This is a genomic window from Myroides phaeus, from assembly GCF_900099675.1.
GTDB classification, from domain to species: Bacteria; Bacteroidota; Bacteroidia; order Flavobacteriales; family Flavobacteriaceae; genus Flavobacterium; species Flavobacterium phaeum.
The window spans coordinates 112,867-132,299 of record NZ_FNDQ01000002.1; the positions used below are offsets into that span (position 1 = coordinate 112,867).

12 protein-coding genes are annotated in these 19,433 nt (G+C 32.5%); 9 read left to right on the forward strand and 3 right to left on the reverse strand.

Going from position 1 to position 19,433, the window contains the following annotated elements:
* Positions 1 to 300 precede the first annotated feature (300 nt).
* Positions 301 to 1,662, forward strand: coding sequence for a hypothetical protein (locus BLT46_RS01515; RefSeq protein WP_090405122.1), 1,362 nt, complete (start codon positions 301 to 303; stop codon positions 1,660 to 1,662).
* Between the two features lie 349 nt (positions 1,663 to 2,011).
* Here the strand turns inward: BLT46_RS01515 and BLT46_RS01520 are convergent, their stop codons facing one another.
* Both BLT46_RS01520 and BLT46_RS01525 read right to left on the reverse strand, forming a co-directional pair.
* Positions 2,012 to 2,560 carry a DUF4136 domain-containing protein gene (locus BLT46_RS01520; RefSeq protein ID WP_090405125.1) on the reverse strand — a complete coding sequence of 183 codons (549 nt, stop codon included), beginning with the start codon at positions 2,558 to 2,560 and terminating at the stop codon, positions 2,012 to 2,014.
* Positions 2,561 to 2,579: 19 nt separating this feature from the next.
* Positions 2,580 to 4,565 (reverse strand): urocanate hydratase, encoded by a 1,986-nt coding sequence (locus tag BLT46_RS01525; protein ID WP_090405128.1) that lies wholly within the window; start codon positions 4,563 to 4,565, stop codon positions 2,580 to 2,582.
* Between the two features lie 180 nt (positions 4,566 to 4,745).
* Between BLT46_RS01525 and BLT46_RS01530 the strand changes: the two genes are divergently transcribed.
* Genes BLT46_RS01530 through hemL form a run of 4 tightly spaced genes read left to right on the forward strand, consistent with a single transcriptional unit; the run spans position 4,746 to position 8,122 of the window.
* Positions 4,746 to 5,081 carry a hypothetical protein gene (locus BLT46_RS01530; protein ID WP_090405387.1) on the forward strand — a complete coding sequence of 112 codons (336 nt, stop codon included), beginning with the start codon at positions 4,746 to 4,748 and terminating at the stop codon, positions 5,079 to 5,081.
* Positions 5,074 to 5,952, forward strand: a complete 879-nt coding sequence (locus BLT46_RS01535) for a 1-aminocyclopropane-1-carboxylate deaminase/D-cysteine desulfhydrase (protein ID WP_090405130.1) — start codon at positions 5,074 to 5,076, stop codon at positions 5,950 to 5,952. The genes BLT46_RS01530 and BLT46_RS01535 overlap by 8 nt, the downstream gene beginning before the upstream one ends.
* A 12-nt stretch (positions 5,953 to 5,964) precedes the next feature.
* Positions 5,965 to 6,840 (forward strand): glucosaminidase domain-containing protein, encoded by an 876-nt coding sequence (locus tag BLT46_RS01540; protein ID WP_090405133.1) that lies wholly within the window; start codon positions 5,965 to 5,967, stop codon positions 6,838 to 6,840.
* Between the two features lies 1 nt (position 6,841).
* Positions 6,842 to 8,122 carry a glutamate-1-semialdehyde 2,1-aminomutase gene (gene hemL, locus BLT46_RS01545; protein WP_090405136.1) on the forward strand — a complete coding sequence of 427 codons (1,281 nt, stop codon included), beginning with the start codon at positions 6,842 to 6,844 and terminating at the stop codon, positions 8,120 to 8,122.
* A gap of 231 nt (positions 8,123 to 8,353) precedes the next feature.
* Here the strand turns inward: hemL and BLT46_RS01550 are convergent, their stop codons facing one another.
* Positions 8,354 to 8,953: a ribonuclease HII gene (locus BLT46_RS01550; protein WP_090405139.1), complete on the reverse strand. Its 600-nt coding sequence runs from the start codon at positions 8,951 to 8,953 to the stop codon at positions 8,354 to 8,356.
* A gap of 344 nt (positions 8,954 to 9,297) precedes the next feature.
* Between BLT46_RS01550 and BLT46_RS01555 the strand changes: the two genes are divergently transcribed.
* The 4 genes from BLT46_RS01555 to BLT46_RS01570 all read left to right on the forward strand — a co-directional run bounded on the left by BLT46_RS01555 (position 9,298) and on the right by BLT46_RS01570 (position 19,124).
* Positions 9,298 to 12,345 (forward strand): SusC/RagA family TonB-linked outer membrane protein, encoded by a 3,048-nt coding sequence (locus tag BLT46_RS01555; protein WP_090405142.1) that lies wholly within the window; start codon positions 9,298 to 9,300, stop codon positions 12,343 to 12,345.
* A gap of 3 nt (positions 12,346 to 12,348) precedes the next feature.
* Positions 12,349 to 13,830 (forward strand): RagB/SusD family nutrient uptake outer membrane protein, encoded by a 1,482-nt coding sequence (locus BLT46_RS01560; RefSeq protein ID WP_090405146.1) that lies wholly within the window; start codon positions 12,349 to 12,351, stop codon positions 13,828 to 13,830.
* A gap of 562 nt (positions 13,831 to 14,392) precedes the next feature.
* Positions 14,393 to 17,599, forward strand: coding sequence for a SusC/RagA family TonB-linked outer membrane protein (locus BLT46_RS01565; protein ID WP_090405149.1), 3,207 nt, complete (start codon positions 14,393 to 14,395; stop codon positions 17,597 to 17,599).
* A gap of 22 nt (positions 17,600 to 17,621) precedes the next feature.
* Positions 17,622 to 19,124 (forward strand): RagB/SusD family nutrient uptake outer membrane protein, encoded by a 1,503-nt coding sequence (locus BLT46_RS01570; RefSeq protein WP_090405151.1) that lies wholly within the window; start codon positions 17,622 to 17,624, stop codon positions 19,122 to 19,124.
* Positions 19,125 to 19,433: the final 309 nt, after the last annotated feature.

Consider the following 19,433-nt stretch of genomic DNA (forward strand, 5'->3'; position numbering starts at 1 on the left):
TATTGGTTATTTTTTTTGAGCAATAGGAAAAATCGAGATGTTTTTATTTATAATATTAAGTGATTAGATTATTTAATATTTTTTCCAATTAAATCTTAATCTGTTTTTTAAAATGTGTTTTGTGTATTTAATAAGTTAATTAAATTGCAATATTGTAATTTAATTTGTATTAATGCAGTAATACTGTTTCTTTTATATTTTGATTGATCTTTTGTTAAGATAATTTTTAACTTAATATTTTGTAAAAGAAAAATAATTTATATCTTGTGATCGAATTAATTAACTAATAAACCAATACTTATGAAGAAATTATTTATGTTTTTAGCTGTAGCTGGGTTAGCTACATTTGGAGCATCTTGTAGTAGTGATGATAACTCGGATGAACCAGTTAAAGTAGAAGCAGGTCAATTAGCTGTTAAAGCTGATAAGACTGAAATTAACGCTGGAGATTCTGTTAAGTTCTCTGTTACTTTAGATGGTAAGGAAGAAAAAGGATCAGAACTTTTTATAGGAGATGAGCAAATTTACACACCTCATAAATTTGAGAAAGCTGGTGAATTTGAAGTTGTAGCTAAGAAAAAGGGTGCTAAAGACAGTGCTGCTGTAAAAATTACTGTTAAAGGAGAAGGAGAAGAAGTTCCTGGAGATAAAAAAACGTTGGTATTGACACCAGATAAATTAGAAGTTTTTGTTGGAGGGGAAGTTAAATTTACTGTAACTGATGGTGAGGCTGCTGTTTCTGGAGTAAAAATTACTCAAGTAGGTGGTGCTGCATTAACATCTGATGTATGGAAAGCTGACAAAGTTGGTACAGCTAAATTCGTTGCAGAGAAGGAAGGTTATGGTAAAAGTAATGAAGTTAGTGTTGTAGTTGCTGAGGATAAAGCGCCAAATAAATTAGTTTTGACAATTGTAAATCTTAATGATTTGAACGAAGGAACTCCTATATCTGTTGAGGTGAAAGATCAAAATGGAAATTTAGTAGAGAATTCGGTATTCCATATCTTGAAACAAGAGTTCGTTATGAAATCAGGTAGACTTAATCTTACAGGAGCTCCAGCAGGATCTTATGAAGTATATGCTACTTTTGAGGAATTAAAATCTGATGTACAGACTATTGTTGTTAAATCTGGAGGTAAGCCTGTAGGTAGTGGTAAATTTACGTATGGAGATGTTTCTGAATCTGTTGTTTCTGAGGTGTATGGATTAGATGAAATTAAAAATATAAATGGACAAAATTTTGCAATTTGGATTTCTCAAACTAAGACTGCTACTTATGTTATTCAACAAAGTTTTGCATCTATGGTAACATTAGACGCGAATGGAAATATCATAAATGACGGATTACAAGATGAAGTTATCAAGTTTGAAATAGGATATTTCTTAGGTGCGGGTGGTGCATTTGATAAATTAGAGAGAGATGAGAAAGGTGTTGTTGACAGTGCTCAGCTGAAAATAAGCTATAAAGTGTTAGGTGCAGGTACATCTAAAGCATATAAAAAAGTTGCTATAAATAGCTCTGCAATCACTGCAAAAGGCAAGGCGACTAGCTTAGTTTTTAACGGAGATGCTAAAGAAGTTAACTGGGATAAAGGTAGTTCTAAAGGAAATACATTAAGATCTATGAAATCTGCAGTTGTTAAGTTGACTGTAGTAGAATAATTTTTAGGCTTACTATATAAACAAAAAAAACAGTAATGAGCTTTAATGGTTCATTACTGTTTTTTAAGATTTATTTCATTATGTTTTTATAGATGTAATTGAGTATATTATATAAAGAGGGCAATGTAAAAGCTTACATTGCCCTCTTTTGTTGTTTTATTTGGTGACTTTTGTTTTTTATGAGATGAATTTTTTTACAGATTAAATATTTTGGCTGTTGAGAAAGAATAACGCTTTAATTTTAAGTTGTTTTATTGTATAATTAGTTGTGTTTGTTTTAAAATATAATTAACCTTATAAAGCAAAAAGGTCGGTGTAATTATTACACCGACCTTTTTTATTTTAAAGATTACTTCCCTTTAGTTGGAGGGAAATTTTCTAAGATTTTTTGAGCAAACTCTTTAACCTTAGCCTCTTTTTTTTCAGTATTATAATTTTTACCTAATACACCAGTACCTATTCCTTGCCACACAAGGGACTTTTTCTTTGTATCTAAAACATCGATATAAAGTATTCCTTGCGTTGATGTACTTACTGTTGTATTGTTAGGCCCCCAATAAGGTCCCCATCCATAGTAACCCCATGGCGAATAAAAATTGTTATTATTTGTAATATCAACTCGTTTTTGAGCCTTAGTGAAAATATTGATTAAGAAGTCAGGATTTGAATCTGATTTTTGTAACCCTTTTTCAGTTAAAGCTTGATCTATAGCATTTAGAATACGTTTCTTATCAATGTCGTTTAATTCAACATGATCAATTCCTTCTTTAAAAAAAGCGTAAGTCTTCAAATTATTAAAGTTTACGTCTTTGTCATAATCAGAAGTAACTTGCATACTACTACAAGCGGTTACAAACAAGATTATGAAAGCAACGGGTAATAATTTCAATGTTTTCATAAGATTTAAATTTTTGATATTATAAAAGTTTTTCGTCTACTATATTTGGTAAAGTAACTTTTAATAATGGTTCAGCTTCCATTGCTCTTTTAATAGCAAATATAGCCTCGTCATTTCGTGCCCAACTTCTACGTGCTATACCATTATTAACATCCCAAAACAGCATTGATTTTAATCTGTTCTCAGCATCTTTAGTACCGTCAAGTACCATACCAAAACCTCCGTTAATAACTTCTCCCCAGCCTACACCACCACCATTGTGGATAGAAACCCAGGTAGCACCTCTAAAGCTATCTCCAATTACATTATGGATTGCCATATCAGCAGTAAATTTAGAACCATCATAGATATTTGATGTTTCTCTGTAAGGAGAATCTGTTCCTGATACATCATGGTGGTCACGTCCTAAAACAACTGGTCCGATTTTACCTGCCTCAATAGCATCATTAAAAGCCTTTGCAATTTTAATTCTACCTTCAGCATCGGCGTATAATATTCTTGCTTGAGAACCTACAACTAATTTATTCTCTTGAGCTCCTTTTATCCATCGAATATTGTCTGCCATTTGTTGTTGAATCTCTAAAGGAGAGTTAGCCATCATTTCTTCTAAAACTTGACAAGCAATTTCATCTGTTTTAGCTAAATCTTCCGGATTTCCAGATGCACATACCCAACGGAAAGGACCAAAACCATAATCAAAACACATTGGTCCCATAATATCCTGTACATAACTTGGATATTTAAAGTCAATTCCATTTTCTGCCATTATATCTGCCCCAGCTCTTGAAGCTTCTAATAAAAAGGCATTTCCGTAATCAAAGAAGTACGTTCCTTTAGCTGTATGTTTATTAATTGCTGTAGCTTGTCTTCTAAGAGATTCTTGTACGTGTTCTTTAAACTCAACAGGATTGTTAGCCATCATATCATTAGCTTCTTCAAATGATAATCCAACAGGATAATAACCACCTGCCCAAGGGTTGTGTAAAGAAGTTTGATCAGAACCTAAATCTACATATAAACCAACTTCATCAAATTTCTCCCATACTTCTACAATATTTCCTTGGTAAGCAATAGAAACAATTTCTTTTGCATCTTGTGCTTTCTTAACTCTTATTACTAATTCATCAAGATCTGTAATCACTTCATCAACCCATCCTTGAGAATGTCTTGTATGAACTGCTTTAGGATTTACTTCAGCACAAACAGTAATACAGCCAGCAATATTTCCTGCTTTAGGTTGAGCTCCACTCATTCCTCCTAAACCAGAAGTAATAAATAATTTACCAGCTAAGCTTTCGCCATTTTTCGCTATTTTTCTACCTCCGTTTAACACTGTAATGGTTGTTCCGTGTACGATACCTTGAGGTCCAATATACATATAACTACCAGCAGTCATTTGTCCATATTGTGTAACTCCTAATGCATTAAATTTTTCCCAGTCATCTGGTTTCGAATAATTAGGAATCATCATACCATTTGTAACCACAACACGTGGTGCATTTTTATGAGAAGGGAATAATCCCATTGGGTGACCAGAATACATTACTAATGTTTGTTCATCTGTCATTTCAGATAAATATTTCATTGTTAGTAAATATTGAGCCCAGTTTGAGAATACACCTCCATTACCACCATAAGTGATTAATTCGTGTGGATGTTGTGCTACAGCATAGTCCAAATTATTTTGGATCATTAGCATAATAGCTTTTGCTTGCAATGACTTTCCTGGATATTCATCAATAGGTCTTGCATATATTTTATAGTCAGGACGAAATCTATACATATAAATACGTCCATACTTTTCTAATTCTTCTTTGAACTCTGGCAATAAAGTTGCGTGATGTTCAGGTTCAAAATAACGCAATGCATTTTTTAATGCTAATTTTTTCTCTTCATCAGAAAGAATTTCCTTGCGTTTAGGAGCATGGTTTATTGTGGTGTCATAATCTTTCTTCGCAGGAAGTACCGTTGGAATCCCCTGCTGAATAAGCTCTTTAAATGTCATTATTATATGTTTTTTGTTCGTTTATGTATTTTATTTGGTAAGTACACCTATTACAGCAAATCATTAAGTATTTTTGTGTACAAATTTACTGATGTGATTTACTTCATATTTTGTGATGGTAATATAGTAATAAAGTTAGAAAAAAAAGCAAGGAGAATTCTTAAATCTAAATTAAAGAGGATGGTTGTTGTATGTCGATTTATGGTGCCTAAGAATTATGATGGAATAACGCTTTTTCCATTTATATTTTTGCGTTCTCAAGAGATGAAGCAAGATGCGGTGTTGTTAAATCACGAGAGAATTCATTTAAAACAACAAATGGAGCTTTTAGTTGTGTTTTTTTACATTTGGTATATCTTATCTTTTTTTTGGAATTTAATTAATAAAAAAGATGTCATAGAAGCTTATAAATCTATTTGTTTTGAAAAAGAGGCTTATAGTTTTGAAAGTGATTTTACATATCTACAAAGCAGAAAATCATTTGCTTTTTTAAATAAAAATAGAAACAATGTTTGAAAATGAAAATGTGTATAACCAACATATCGCAATAGAATTGCCATATAATATAGAGTTATACATTAAGAGAGAAGACTTATTGCATGAAGAGGTTTCTGGAAATAAATTTAGAAAGTTAAAATACAATATTGCTAAAGCGAAAGAGTTAGGATATAATAAACTATTGACATTTGGAGGTGCTTACTCAAATCATATTGCCGCGACAGCAGCAGCAGGTAGAATTTGTGGCATTGATACAATAGGAATTATTAGAGGAGAAGAGCTGGCAACGAAGTACAAGGATAACCATACTTTAAGTAAAGCAGTAAATGATGGAATGGAGCTTGGCTTTTTATCGCGTTCAGATTACCGATTAAAGAACGAAGAAGAAGTAATTAATCGTTTGCATACTCAATATGGAGACTTTTATTTAGTGCCTGAAGGAGGTACAAATATGGAGGCTATAAGAGGTACCGAAGAAATTTTAAAACCAACAGATTGTGATTTTGATTATGTTTGTACTGCCGTAGGAACAGGGGGTACTATTGCAGGAATTATTAATAGTTCACAAGCACATCAAACTGTATTAGGGTTTCCTGCTTTGAAAGGAGAATTCTTATATAACGATATAAAACTGTATACTGATAGAACAAATTGGGACTTAATAATAGACTATCACTTTGGAGGCTATGCTAAATATACAGATGAGTTAATCACTTTTATAAAGGGTTTTCAAGAAGAAACTGGAGTGCTTTTAGATCCTATTTATACAGGGAAAATGATGTTTGGAGTAATTCAGAAAATTAAAGAAGGTTACTTTAAAGAAGGAAGTAAAATACTTGCAATTCACACAGGTGGATTACAAGGGTGGAGTAGTAAAATTAAAAATTAGCAACATTTATTTATGTTAAGAAAAATCGGCTTTTTATTTTGTATTGTTTTATTTGTTAACTGTGGAAGCAAAAAGAGCACATTAACAGGGAAAAAAATAAAAGAGAAGGAATTAGTGTCTAAGACACAGTATAGAACACAACTGAAGAAAGTTGAGGTAGAGCGAAAAAAAGAGGAACGAGAGATTTTAGAAGCTACTTCGAGATTAAGTGTAACAACTGACATGATTAGAGATTATATCATTAAATATAAAGATGTAGCAAAATCAAATATGACTGAACATGGAATACCTGCGAGTATTACTTTAGCTCAAGGGGTGTTAGAATCAGGATCAGGACAAGGAACATTAAGTAGAAATGCAAATAACCACTTTGGAATTAAATGCCATCAAGGTTGGGAAGGGGAGTCAGTACGTCATACAGATGATGCTCCTGACGAATGTTTTAGAAAATATGCTAATCCAGAAGAGTCATATCGCGATCATTCACTTTTCTTAGTTGGTCGTTCACGTTATAACGATTTATTCAGATTAGAGAAGGATGATTATAAAGGTTGGGCACATGGGCTTAAAAAGGCAGGCTATGCTACAGATCCACGCTATGCAGATAAGTTAATTAGTATAATAGAACGTTATTCTTTATATGATTATGATATTGAGGTAGTTGGTAAAAGATCAACAGCCGCTGTTGTAGTTTCAGAACCAACTACTCCAGTAAAAGAAACAAATAAACCTACGGTTGCGTCTAAGAAAAATCAACACGTAGTACAAAAAGGAGAGACGTTATATTCTATTTCTAAAAAATATAATATGACAGTAGCTCAAGTACAAAAGATAAATAAGCTATCAAGTACATCACTTTCAATCGGACAAATTTTAAAATTAAAATAATATGTTATACCAAAGAAGTAGTAAGCTTTTTGCAGAGGCTGAAAAAGTAATTCCAGGAGGGGTGAATTCACCTGTAAGAGCTTTTAAATCTGTAGGAGGAACTCCAATTTTTGTAAAAGAAGCTAAAGGTGCTTATTTATACGATGAAGATGGTAACAGGTTAATTGATTATATAAATTCTTGGGGACCTATGATTTTAGGTCATGCTTATGCTCCTGTAGTAGAGGCAGTAATAGAAAAAGCTAAATTGGGTACTTCATTTGGAATGCCAACAGAAATCGAAACAAAGATTGCTGAGTTAGCTGTTTCTATGGTTCCTAATATAGATAAAATTAGATTTGTAAACTCTGGTACAGAGGCTTGTATGAGTGCTATTCGTTTAGCAAGAGGATACACAGATCGCGAGAAGATTATTAAGTTTAAAGGATGCTATCACGGACACTCTGATTCTTTTTTGATTTCAGCAGGTAGTGGTGCGGTTACTTTTGGCTCTCCTAATAGTCCTGGTGTAACAGCTGGAACGGCTAAAGATACATTATTAGCTAATTATAACGATTTAGCAAATGTAGAGTCAATCTTAAAAGCTAATGAAGGAGAAGTAGCTGCAATCATAGTAGAACCAGTTGCTGGTAATATGGGATGTGTGCCTCCTCAAAAAGGATTTTTAGAAGGACTAAGAGCATTATGTAATACATATGGCGCTCTTTTAATTTTTGATGAGGTAATGACAGGATTCCGTTTATCTAAAGGAGGAGCTCAAGAGTTATTTGGTGTAAATGCAGATATAGTTACTTTCGGAAAAGTTATTGGAGGGGGACTTCCAGTAGGTGCTTTTGCAGCAAGAAAAGAAATTATGGATTACTTAGCGCCAGTAGGACCAGTTTATCAAGCAGGAACATTGTCAGGAAATCCATTAGCTATGGCTGCAGGATTAACAATGTTACAAGAGATAAATAAAGATGCGGAGTTGTTTAATCGTTTGGAAGAAAAGACAGCTTACCTTGAAAAGGGAATGCGTAAAGTACTTACTGATAATAATGTACCATTTACAATTAACAGAGTAGGATCAATGATTTCTGTATTCTTTGATGAAAGAGAAGTTGTGGATTTCGAAACAGCTGGTTTTGGAAATAATGATACATTTAAAAAGTTCTTCCATGGCTTATTAGCAGAAGGGGTTTATATTGCTCCATCATCATACGAAACGTGGTTTATCACTGATGCATTAACGTATGAAGATTTAGATTATACAATTAATGCTGTAAACAAGATTTTCTCTTAATCCTTACAGTTATAAAATACAAAAGCTCCTCTTTTAATTAAGAGGAGCTTTTTTTGTGATATATGTATTAAATAAAAAGCTACATATGGTTGATATTGCTTTATGTGTTATAGGTATTAAGTTCGACACAAGTTCGACATTTCTCCCACATTCCTTCGAAAAAAAGGCTTATTTCCGAAGGAATGTGGGAGAAATGTCGAAGGAATGTCGAATTTGGTCTTAACGAAGCTTTTATAAATCTAATTTTAATTGTTCAGGTAGAAGTTTAAAAGACATTCTATGATACTTACAAGGACCATATTTTCTAATAGCGTCTCTGTGTTCTTTTGTAGGGTATCCTTTATTCTTTTTCCAATTGTACATTGGAAATTCTTCGTGTATTTTATCCATATAATCGTCTCTATATGTTTTAGCAAGAATAGAGGCAGCAGCCAAACTTAGATACTTCATATCTCCTTTAACAATTGTTTCGTGAGGAATATTTGGAATAGCCGTAAACTTATTTCCATCTACAATTAAGAACTCGGGTTGTGGATCTAATGCCAATACAGAATCTTGCATTCCTTTAATTGAAGCGTGTAAAATATTTAGATCTTCAATAATCGCTTCAGAAATATGTGTTACTTTATAAGTAAGTGCTTTTTCTTCAATCAGCTCTCTAAGAGAATAGCGAAGTTTAGCTGTGATTTTTTTAGAGTCATTTACAAATTCATTCTCAAAATCCTTTGGTAATATAACAGCAGCAGCTGTAACGGGACCTGCAATACATCCACGGCCAGCTTCGTCAGTTCCGGCTTCAAGTATAAGTCCAGAAAAATTCTTTAATAACATATTTATGATTTGGAGTAGCAAAGATAAAAGTCTTTATGAAATGTTATGTAAGCGTATTAGAAGCTTTTGTTGTTAAAGTTAAAGGTTGTTTTAGTTTTTTTTATCTTAATGTTAAAAATTACAACATGAGATTTTTTTTGTTTAGAAAAAATTAATCTTCTCAATTAACGAATTCTTTTCTTTATAATGAGAATAATGAGTAAAGTGTATTTATTTGTCATTATTTGTGTTTTAGTTGGTATTTAGTTATGCTTTGAAAAGCTCCTTAAAGTTAATAAACATAAGGGTTTGTTAGTTTTTAGATTACTTTTTTAAGTTTGTGTACTAACTAATTCAATTTAATAATGATATCAAAGTTTAAGTGGACTTTAGCACTAATCTTAGTGCTATTTGTGCAGATTTCTTTTGCACAAACGAAAACACTATCTGGTGTTGTTACTGACGGTGATTTTCCTTTACCAGGGGTTACTGTTGTAATTAAAGGAACACAAGATGGGTTACAAACAGATTTCGATGGAAAATATTCCATTGTTGTAAAACAAGGACAAATTGTAACATTCTCATTTATTGGAATGGCAGATGTTGAGTATAAGGTAGGAGCTTCTACTACTCATAATGTTGTTATGAAATCAGATGAAGAAATGTTAGAAGAGGTTGTAGTATTGGCTTACGGTCAAACTAAAACTAAAAATGAAGTTACAGGAAACGTTGTTGCTGTTAAAGGAGATGTAGTAGCTCAAACTCCAGTAGCATCTGTTGACCAAGCTTTACAAGGGCGTGTAGCAGGACTTCAAATTGCTACAACTTCTGGTTCACCAGGAGCGCAACAAAATATTAGAATTCGTGGTCGTAACTCTATGTCTGCGACGAACGAACCATTATATGTGATTGATGGAATGCCTATTATCACTGATAACTTATCAGGAGATTCTAAAGGAACAAGTTTATCTGCATTATCTGGAATTAACAGTGATGATATTGAATCAATGACTGTATTAAAAGATGCTGCTGCTACTGCTGCTTATGGTGCACGTGGTGGTAATGGAGTAATCTTAATTACTACGAAAAAAGGTAAAAGAGGAGAACCTTCTTATACTTTTAAATCATCTATAGGTATTCAAAATTTTGCTCGTAAAGGACCTAAATTTTTAACTGGTGAACAGAAAAAAGAATTATGGTTAGAGGCTAATTATAATACTTATGGAGCAAAAGAAGGATTTACTAAGGAAGAAGCTTTTGATTGGTATATTAGTGAAGATGGTTACGGGCCAAAGAATGCATTATCTCAATGGGTTGCTAATGGATCTCAAAATTATGACTGGAGAGATGCAGTACAAAATAAAAATGCAATTATGTCTTCAATTAGCTTAGGTGTTAATGGAGGAGATGATAGAGGTTCTTATTACGCAAGTTTAGGACACGATAAATATGAAGGTGTTGTTATCGGTACTGACTTTAGAAAAGTAACAGGATCATTTACTATGAATCGTAAATTAAATGAAAAACTTGATTTAACGGTTGGTGCAAATGTTTCTAATATTAAACAAAATGGTATTCCAGAAGGAGGGGCTTATTTTTCTAACCCTAACTTAACTGGTATGTTTATGAGTCCATGGACAGCAATTTATAATGCAGATGGAACACCAAATTTAAATACATCAGCAGGTCTTCATAACTCAATTTACACTATGGCAAATAATGTAAATGAGAATGATGTTACACGTGTTATTTCAAACAATAGTTTAGGGTATAAAATTTTAGATAACTTAAAATTTGAGTCTAAAATTGGTTTAGATTATACTTTAGCTAATTACAAAATGTTTGCAAATCCAGTACATGGAGATGGGTTAGCTTATAAAGGTTCTTCAAGTCAAAATGAAAGAAGAATTTTCAACTACGTTTGGCAAAACTCTTTAGACTATAGATTTTATTTAGGAGATTCTCACCGTTTTAATGTAAAAGCGTTAGTAGAGTATCAAAAAAATAAACTGAACGAATTAGAAGGCCGTGGTGAGGTTCTTCCTCCGGGAATGAACAGTTTAGGTACTGCTGCTGCTAATTACAGTGCATATGGTAACTTTTATGACTGGTCACAGTTTAGTTATTTAGGTATGTTAAACTATGATTACCAAAACCGTTATTTATTAGATGTTACTTTCCGTAGAGAAGGTTCTTCAAGATTTTCTGAAGATGACAGATGGGGTAATTTCTATGCAGTAGGTGGGGCTTGGAACATTAGTTCAGAAACATTTATGCAGAATGCTTTTGCTGTAAGTTTATTGCGTTTAAGAGCATCTTACGGGACAACAGGTAACTCTTCTATTAGCCCTAACTTGTTTATGCAACAAATGGAAGCAGGTACTTATAATAATGAATCAGCTTTATTGTCTTCTCGTTACGGAGGACCATTAGGATGGGAGAAACAAGAGAAATTTGACGCAGGTGTTGAATTCGGTTTCTTTAATAATAGATTATCTGGTAGTTTAACTTACTACAAAAGTAAGAGTAAAGACTTATTATATGCAGTGCCATTATCTCTAACTTCTGGTTATGATTCACAATGGACTAATATTGGAGATTTAACAAACACTGGTTTTGAGGCTGAATTAAATGTTGATATTTTCAGAGGAGATGATTTTAATTGGTCTGTTGGTGCAAACGTTGGTACAGTTAAGAATGAAGTAACGCGTATGCCTATTGTTAAAGGAGAGCGTTTAGAAGTATTATCAAGTTTCACAGGTACAGTAGAAGGAAAGCCTTATGCTACTTGGTATTTACCTGAATATGCTGGAGTAGATCCTCAAACAGGAAGTGCTTTATGGTATGCTGCAGATGGTAACACAACAGCTGTTTATTCTAATGCTGAAAAACGTTTCCAAAATACAAGTGCTTTACCTAAAGTTACTGGAGGTTTCAATACTCACGTTGATTTTAAAGGATTCTATTTAGATGCTTTATTCTCATTTGCTACAGGATATTCTGTATATGATTCATGGTCAGGTTTTACTAATTCTAATGCAAAAACATCTATTTATACTTACAATGGTACAACTGAGTTAATGGATAGATGGCAAAAGCCTGGAGACATTACAGATGTTCCTAAATTAAGTACAGCAAGTTCTTCTAAATATACTTCACCAAGTACAAGATGGTTGTATAAAGGAGATCATATTAGATTGAGACAAGTAACATTTGGTTATAATTTAAGCAAACAAGCTGTTAAGTCTATCGGAGTTGATGCTATTAATATTTCTATGGCAGCGATGAATCCATTTGTATGGGTAAAAGACAGTAGATTGAAATGGGATCCAGAGGTTGATTCTTCTGGTTATATTGAGTTAGCTACTCCTCCATTAAAATCAGTAGTGTTTACTTTAAACGTTAAATTTTAAGAAATGAAAAGATTATTTAGAATATTATATATTGCTGGTTTTCTTACGCTTGGAGTAACATCTTTTACTTCTTGTTCGTTAGATCCAAAGCAGTCTAATTACCAAGATGGTGAGGAACCAATTACTTCTTCAGAACAGTTATTAGCGACGTTGAACGGTGCGTATGCACGTATGACTAATTCAGCTTATTATGGAAGAGACATTATTGCTTTTTCTGAAGCAAGATCTGAATATATGTACTCTACAAATGCAACAGGGCGTTTTGGTTCAATTTCTGAAGGTACTGTTCAGCCGACACATAATTATTCTGTAGATACTTGGAAACAGATTTACAAAACAATTACAAACGCAAATAGAGTAATTGAAGCTAATCAAGTTGATGGTAATAAAGTTAACTATTATAAAGGTCAAGCTTATATTCTTAGAGCTTTAGGACATTTTGATTTAGTTAGAATTTACGGTCAACAATATGTTGATGGTAAGGGGTTAGTTGGAATGGGTGTTCCATATAAGACGACTACTAGAGATGCTAACGAAGCAATTGCACGTTTGACAGTTAAAGAGAATTTAGATTTGATCTTTGCTGATTTAGAAAAAGGAATTGCTTTATTAGAGGAAAGTGCTCCTAAAGTAGGAGAAGCTACATCTTCTGTTCGTGCACGTATTAATTTAGCATCAGCTTACGGTTTTAAATCACGTATTGCCTTATTTGCTTCTCAGTTTGATAAAAGTTATTACGATGTTGTAATTACAGCTTCTGAAAAAGCAATTGATAGTTCAAAAAGACAAGTTGCAACACGTGCTGGATTTATCGACGGATATAAAAGTGAAGAGGTTATGACAAACTCACTGTTTGAGTTGACTCAAACAGGAAGTGATAACCAATTTACTGCGAGTTTATTCTATGTATATTTCACAGATGGTACTTTAGGGTATGGTGACTTAATCTGTATGCCTGATAAAGTAGATGAAATTTTCGATGCTAAAACTGTTGCGGCAGGTAAAAAAGTTGAAGATATTCGTAGAACAGTAATGGAAGAAGACGTTACGAGTGATAAGAATTTACGTAATATGAAAAAATATACAGCTCGTACATCTAACATTAGAATTATGCGTATTGAAGAGATTATGTTGAATTACGCAGAAGCAGCTTTAGAAGCAAGTAATGGAGACAAAGCAAAAGCATTGGCTTATGTTAATGAAATTGCAGCAAAACGTTATTTGATTGATGAAAAACAAGATGATCAAATCTTCAAAGCATTAGATTTAAAAACAATTCGTTCTGAGCGTACAAAAGAGTTGATGTTTGAAGGATTTAACTTTGAGGATGTAATGCGTTGGAAAGGATCTGTGTCTAATCCTGGTATTGTAACTAATACAGAGGTTAAAGGTGGAACTATTCCTTACGGAAGTTATTTATTAGCACTTCCAATTCCTCAAAAGGAAATCAATGTAACAGGTATTGATCAAAATAAAGGTTACTAGGTTATAATATAATTTAGAAAATCATATAATTATATATCCCCTTGTGGTAGACTCAGTCTATTGCAAGGGGATTTTTTTGGATTATATTTTAAATAAATTCGTTTAGGTATCCCTTTTAATATGTTCAAACTATTATCACTTCTAATATGTGAATTTGCTTAGCTTTATTAAGAAGCTTTTGGCATTTTTATTAAATATTAATGAGCTCTCCAATAATTATAACAATTATAAATAAGGTTCAGTATGCGATTATATAAAGTTTATAGCCTCTTATTTATTCTCTTATTTTGAATAAATTCTGTATAATAAGATTTATATGGCGTATTTTGGGTTTTGTATTTTAATTTTGCTTAATAATTTAACTATTTTGATTATTAAGATATATTTAAGCTTTGTGTCGTTGCTATTTGTTTAATTTTTAAACAAATAATTGATTTTATTGTTTTAATGTATATGTTTTTATTCGTTTATATATTGTGATTTAACTATTTGGTTTTACTTGTTGTGGATTTATTGGTATAGTTTTTTCTGTTTATCAGTTTTTACAAACTAATCAATTTATATGATGAAATCTAGACTTAATTGGTTTTTGACTATTCTATTTGTAATAAGTATGCAAGTAGGATTTGCTCAAAACAAAACACTTACAGGAGTTGTGAGTGAGGATGGGCTACCATTGCCAGGTGTATCGATTGTAATTCAAGGTACTCAAGAAGGAACGCAAACAGACTTGGATGGTAAGTATTCTTTAAATGTTAAGACAGGAGATGTTCTTGTGTTTTCGTTTATAGGGATGAATGACGTTACGTATAAAGTAGGTGGGACACCTATTCATAACGTAACTATGATTGCTGAAGACAATATGTTAGATGAAGTAATTGTAGTTGGATATGGTACAGCTACAAAAGAATCATTTACTGGTTCTGCATCACAAGTAGAAGCGAAACAAATTGAAAAAAAGAATGTCTCTAATGCTGTAGCAGCGTTAGCTGGTGAGGCTGCAGGTGTACGAGTTATTGCTTCAACAGGGCAGCCAGGTGCTGAGCCTACTGTTCGTATTCGTGGATTTGGTTCTGTTAATGGTAATAGAAGTCCTCTTTACATTGTAGATGGTGTTCCATACTTTGGTAACATTAGTTCTATTAATCCTGCAGATATTGGTTCTATGACGGTACTTAAAGATGCTACTGCAACTGCAATTTATGGGGCACGTGGTGCTAATGGTGTTGTTATTATTAATACTAAGACAGGTAAGGGAGCTTCAGGTTCATTTATTGAAGTGGATATGAAAACAGGTGTTAACTGGAGAGCTTTGCCTGATTATAATGTTGTAACTTCTCCAGAGCAGTATATTGAGTATTCTTATGAAGGACTTGCAAACTATGGTAAGGTCAAAGAACATTTAACAGATGATCAAGCAAATGTTTGGGCTGGTAATAATTTGTTTGGACAACGTTATGGTATAGATCCTCGATATAATATGTGGAATGTTGCAAATGGAGGTGAATTGATTGATCCTGCTACAGGAAAAGTACGTGACGGTGTAACAAGAAAGTATAGCCCTGAAAATTGGAGAGACTATGCTTTTCAATCTTCAAGACGTATTGAAGCTAATGTTAATATGGGGGGATCTGCTGATAAGACATCTTACTTTTCTTCTTTAGGGTATTTAAAAGATGAGGGTTATTCTGTGAATTCTGATTATGAAAGATTAACAGCTCGTTTAAATTTGCAACATAAACCTAAAGATTGGCTAGATGCGAAGATGAATATTGGCTATACTCATTCTCAAAGTAATAACGCCGGACAGTCAAGTGATTCTGGGAGTGTATTCTGGTTTACCAATAATATTCCATCTATCTATCCTTTATTTTTACGTGATAAAGAAGGAAATTTTGTTAAGGATATTTACGGAGGAAATCAATATGATTATGGGGCAGGACGTGGTTTTGGTGCTTTAACTAATGCTGTTGGTGATGCAAATTATGGAAAGGATAGAAGTACAAGAGATGAAGTAAGTGCTAATGCAGCTTTTACTGTAAGTATTGCTGAAGGGTTAACATTTGAAACTAATGTGGGAGGACAATATTATAATAATACTAGAGATAGATTAAATAATAGATATTATGGTTCTGCTGCTACGATGGGAGGGTCTATCTTTAAAGTAAAAACAGAACTTTTTACTTATAACTGGTTAAAGTTATTACGTTATAAAAAATCTTTTGGCGCTCATGGTTTTGAAGTTCTTGCTGCTCATGAAAATAGTTATTATGAATCAAGATATAATGATATAAGTAAAAATAATTTGGCTGATCCAAATAGTACTGAGATTAATAATGGATCAAGTTCAAGTCCTTCTTCAGGGTACAAAAATAGATATGCTATTGAAAGTTATTTCGGGCAACTGAACTATGACTATGCTGGGAAGTATTTCTTATCAGGAACAATTAGACGTGATGGTTCTTCAAGATTTAAAAATGATAAATGGGGAACATTTGGGTCAGTTGGTTTGTCTTGGGTTGCATCAAGAGAAGAGTTTATGCTTAATCAGGACTTGATTAGTAATTTAAAATTAAAAACAAGTTATGGTGTAATTGGAGATCAAGGAGTAGGAAGTAACCATCCAGGTGAAAATTTGTGGCAAGTTGGTACCTATGGAGGTGATTTAGCAATTTATGAAACTGTTGTTGGAAATGCTGATTTAACTTGGGAAAAATCAAAAATGTTTCAGACAGGTATCGAAGTTAGTTTAAAGAAATATTTAGATGTGTCGGTTGATTATTATTTAAAAGATACAGATGATTTGATCTTTACTCGTAAAGTAGGGCCTTCTGCTGGTTATTCTATGATGACAGTGAATGACGGTAAATTGAGAAATCAAGGGGTAGAATTTAATGTAGTTGGACACGTATTGCAAACTAAAGACGCTTATTTTGATATTTCAATCAATGGTGAGTATTTAAAAAACAAGTTAATCAATATGCCAATTGATCCTTCTACAGGACAAGAAAAAGTGCTTGATATTGATGGATTGTATGGACGTTCATCAGGACACTCTATTGCTGATTTTTATATGAGAGAATGGGCTGGAGTTGATAGTGAGACAGGAAGAGCACAATGGTATACATATACTTATATTGATGGTAATGGAGACAAGCAATATGTTGCTTCATTAACTGATTTCTTAGCAGATAATCCAGATAAAGAAGGTCAGTTAACTAAGGAAAAAACTTTTGATTATGCGAAAGGTACACAACAATATGTTGGTAAATCTGCTATTCCAAAACTTAGAGGAGGTATAAATCTTAATACAGGCTATAAAGGATGGGAACTATCTGTGCAAATGCTATATAGTGTTGGTGGTTATGCTTATGACAGTGCTTATGCAAGTTTAATGAATAACGATAAAATAGGGGGAAATAACTGGCATAAAGACATTGATAACAGATGGCAAAAACCTGGAGATATTACTGATGTGCCTCGTATTTCAAGTAATGTTGATGCAAGTGTAAATGGAGTGTCTACTCGTTTCTTAACAAAGTCAGATTTTTTAAGTATTAATAATATTCGTTTAGGATACACATTGCCAAAGCTATTTGTAAAACAATTAGGATTAGCCGATTTAAGTTTTTATGTATCTGGTGACAATTTATTTTTATTTACCAAAAGAGATGGGTTTAATCCTGCTACATCTGAGTTTGGACAATCTTCAACTTATCAGTATGCTCCTTTGACAACTATTACAGGTGGAGTAAAAGTTAAATTTTAATTACTAATTAATCGAAAAAAACATGAAAAAAATAATATTATTAGCTTTAAGCGTAGGACTTATGTTTGGGGCCTGTTCAAAAGATTTCTTAGAACTATCTGCAACTGATACTATTTCAAAATCTGATATAGATAAAATTTCTGAGAACTCACCTCATTTGGGAATAGCAACTATAAAGGGACTTTATACATACAATATTAAAGAGTTTTCAGGTGGTACAACAGGGCATGATGATTTTGGACAAAAAGGATATGATATTTATACTGATATGTTGGCTGGAGATGTTAATTTAAATACTTCTACATATGGTTGGTATGATAAAATTTCAAATCTTCAAAATATAATAAACTTTACAAGTCATGAAAATTATAAGCCTTGGAGGTTTTATTATTATATGGTACGTGGTGCAAATAATATAATTGCCGGATATGAAGGTAAAGAAATTAATAATACGGAAAAAAAGGTTTTAGCTGAAGCAAAAGCTTTAAGAGCGTATATGTACTATAATCTTGTTGTTATGTATACAAAAGGCTATGAAGCAAATGAAAAACTACTTCCTATTTATCCGGCTCCTGTATTGGAAAATTTATCAGCAAAGACTACTCAAGAAGTTTTTGAATTTATGATTACAGATTTGACTGATTCAATGAGGCTGTTTGAAGAAGTTGGTGCTGTTGGAAAAGAAAAGAATTTGAATTACTCAGTTACAAAAGGAATACTTGCCTATGTTTATGCTACTAAAGGGACAAATGATGCTTTAATCGAAGCCGCAAAATTAACAGATGATATTATTTTAAGTGGTGCTTATCCTCTTGCTTCTAAAGAAGGACTATTAGGTGGATTTAATAAGATGTCTAGCAACCCTAACTGGATGTGGGGTGCTGTTTTGACTTCGGAGAATAATTTAGATTTAGTTTCTTGGTGGGGTCAGATGGATGTTTATACATATAGCTATGCATATGTTGGTGATACAAAAGGTATGTCAACAGAATTGTATAAAGCAATACCAGATAAAGATGTTCGTAAACAGCAATTTGTTAGTAATGTTGTAACAGATGTTACAGGAGTAACAATGAATATTGGAAAAGAGAATAATGTTCCGGCAAATAAATTTTATTCTGCTAAAGGAAAGCTTTTTGGAGGACAGCGTATAATTGAATCTGATTATGTATTTATGAGAGTTGAAGAAATGTACTTGTTAAATGCTGAAGTAAAAGCAAGACTTGGACAAGAAGCAGCTGCCAAAGAAATTTTAAAAGAATTCTTAGCTCTAAGAATGGCAGATGTAACATTCGTTGATAATTTAAGTGGTAGTAACTTAAAAGACGAAATTTTATTGCAAATACGTATTGAGTTATGGGGCGAGGGAAAAGCCTATGCTGCTATTAAACGTAATAAAGCAGATTTTAAATATGGTAGTAACCACATTTATTTTCCTAATGCTAATTTTAGTTTTGATGATCCAAAGATGACTTTTATGGTTCCGCAAGATGAAATGTTAAATAATCCTGTTTATAATAACTAAAATATTAAAAATAATAATCTGGAATTATTATAGTACCATAATAGAACTGAAAAGGAGCTGTCTTAGCAAGACAGCTCCTTTTTTCTTTAAGTTTTTTAGCAATAATATAATTGTTATAATACATCTTATATGAATGCTTTTGTATAAGATATAACCTTCTTTATATTATTAAATTATTTGGTAAGTGGTTTCGTTCAGAAGAATAATACTCTTTGTTTTCTTGAAAAAAGTTACTAGATAAATAGGTTGTTATTATTGTATTATTTATTTTTTTAACAATTCTTTTTATTAAAATTATTTAAATTTCTT

Excerpts from the sequence above, each read along its gene's own strand:
- BLT46_RS01530 (WP_090405387.1), top strand. The coding sequence starts at position 4,746 with ATGGTTGTTGTATGTCGATTTATGGTGCCTAAGAATTATGATGGAATA.
- BLT46_RS01555 (WP_090405142.1), top strand. The coding sequence starts at position 9,298 with ATGATATCAAAGTTTAAGTGGACTTTAGCACTAATCTTAGTGCTATTT.
- BLT46_RS01515 (WP_090405122.1), top strand. The coding sequence starts at position 301 with ATGAAGAAATTATTTATGTTTTTAGCTGTAGCTGGGTTAGCTACATTT.
- BLT46_RS01540 (WP_090405133.1), top strand. The coding sequence starts at position 5,965 with ATGTTAAGAAAAATCGGCTTTTTATTTTGTATTGTTTTATTTGTTAAC.
- BLT46_RS01520 (WP_090405125.1), bottom strand. The coding sequence starts at position 2,560 with ATGAAAACATTGAAATTATTACCCGTTGCTTTCATAATCTTGTTTGTA.
- BLT46_RS01550 (WP_090405139.1), bottom strand. The coding sequence starts at position 8,953 with ATGTTATTAAAGAATTTTTCTGGACTTATACTTGAAGCCGGAACTGAC.
- BLT46_RS01570 (WP_090405151.1), top strand. The coding sequence starts at position 17,622 with ATGAAAAAAATAATATTATTAGCTTTAAGCGTAGGACTTATGTTTGGG.
- hemL (WP_090405136.1), top strand. The coding sequence starts at position 6,842 with ATGTTATACCAAAGAAGTAGTAAGCTTTTTGCAGAGGCTGAAAAAGTA.
- BLT46_RS01565 (WP_090405149.1), top strand. The coding sequence starts at position 14,393 with ATGATGAAATCTAGACTTAATTGGTTTTTGACTATTCTATTTGTAATA.
- BLT46_RS01525 (WP_090405128.1), bottom strand. The coding sequence starts at position 4,565 with ATGACATTTAAAGAGCTTATTCAGCAGGGGATTCCAACGGTACTTCCT.
- BLT46_RS01535 (WP_090405130.1), top strand. The coding sequence starts at position 5,074 with ATGTTTGAAAATGAAAATGTGTATAACCAACATATCGCAATAGAATTG.
- BLT46_RS01560 (WP_090405146.1), top strand. The coding sequence starts at position 12,349 with ATGAAAAGATTATTTAGAATATTATATATTGCTGGTTTTCTTACGCTT.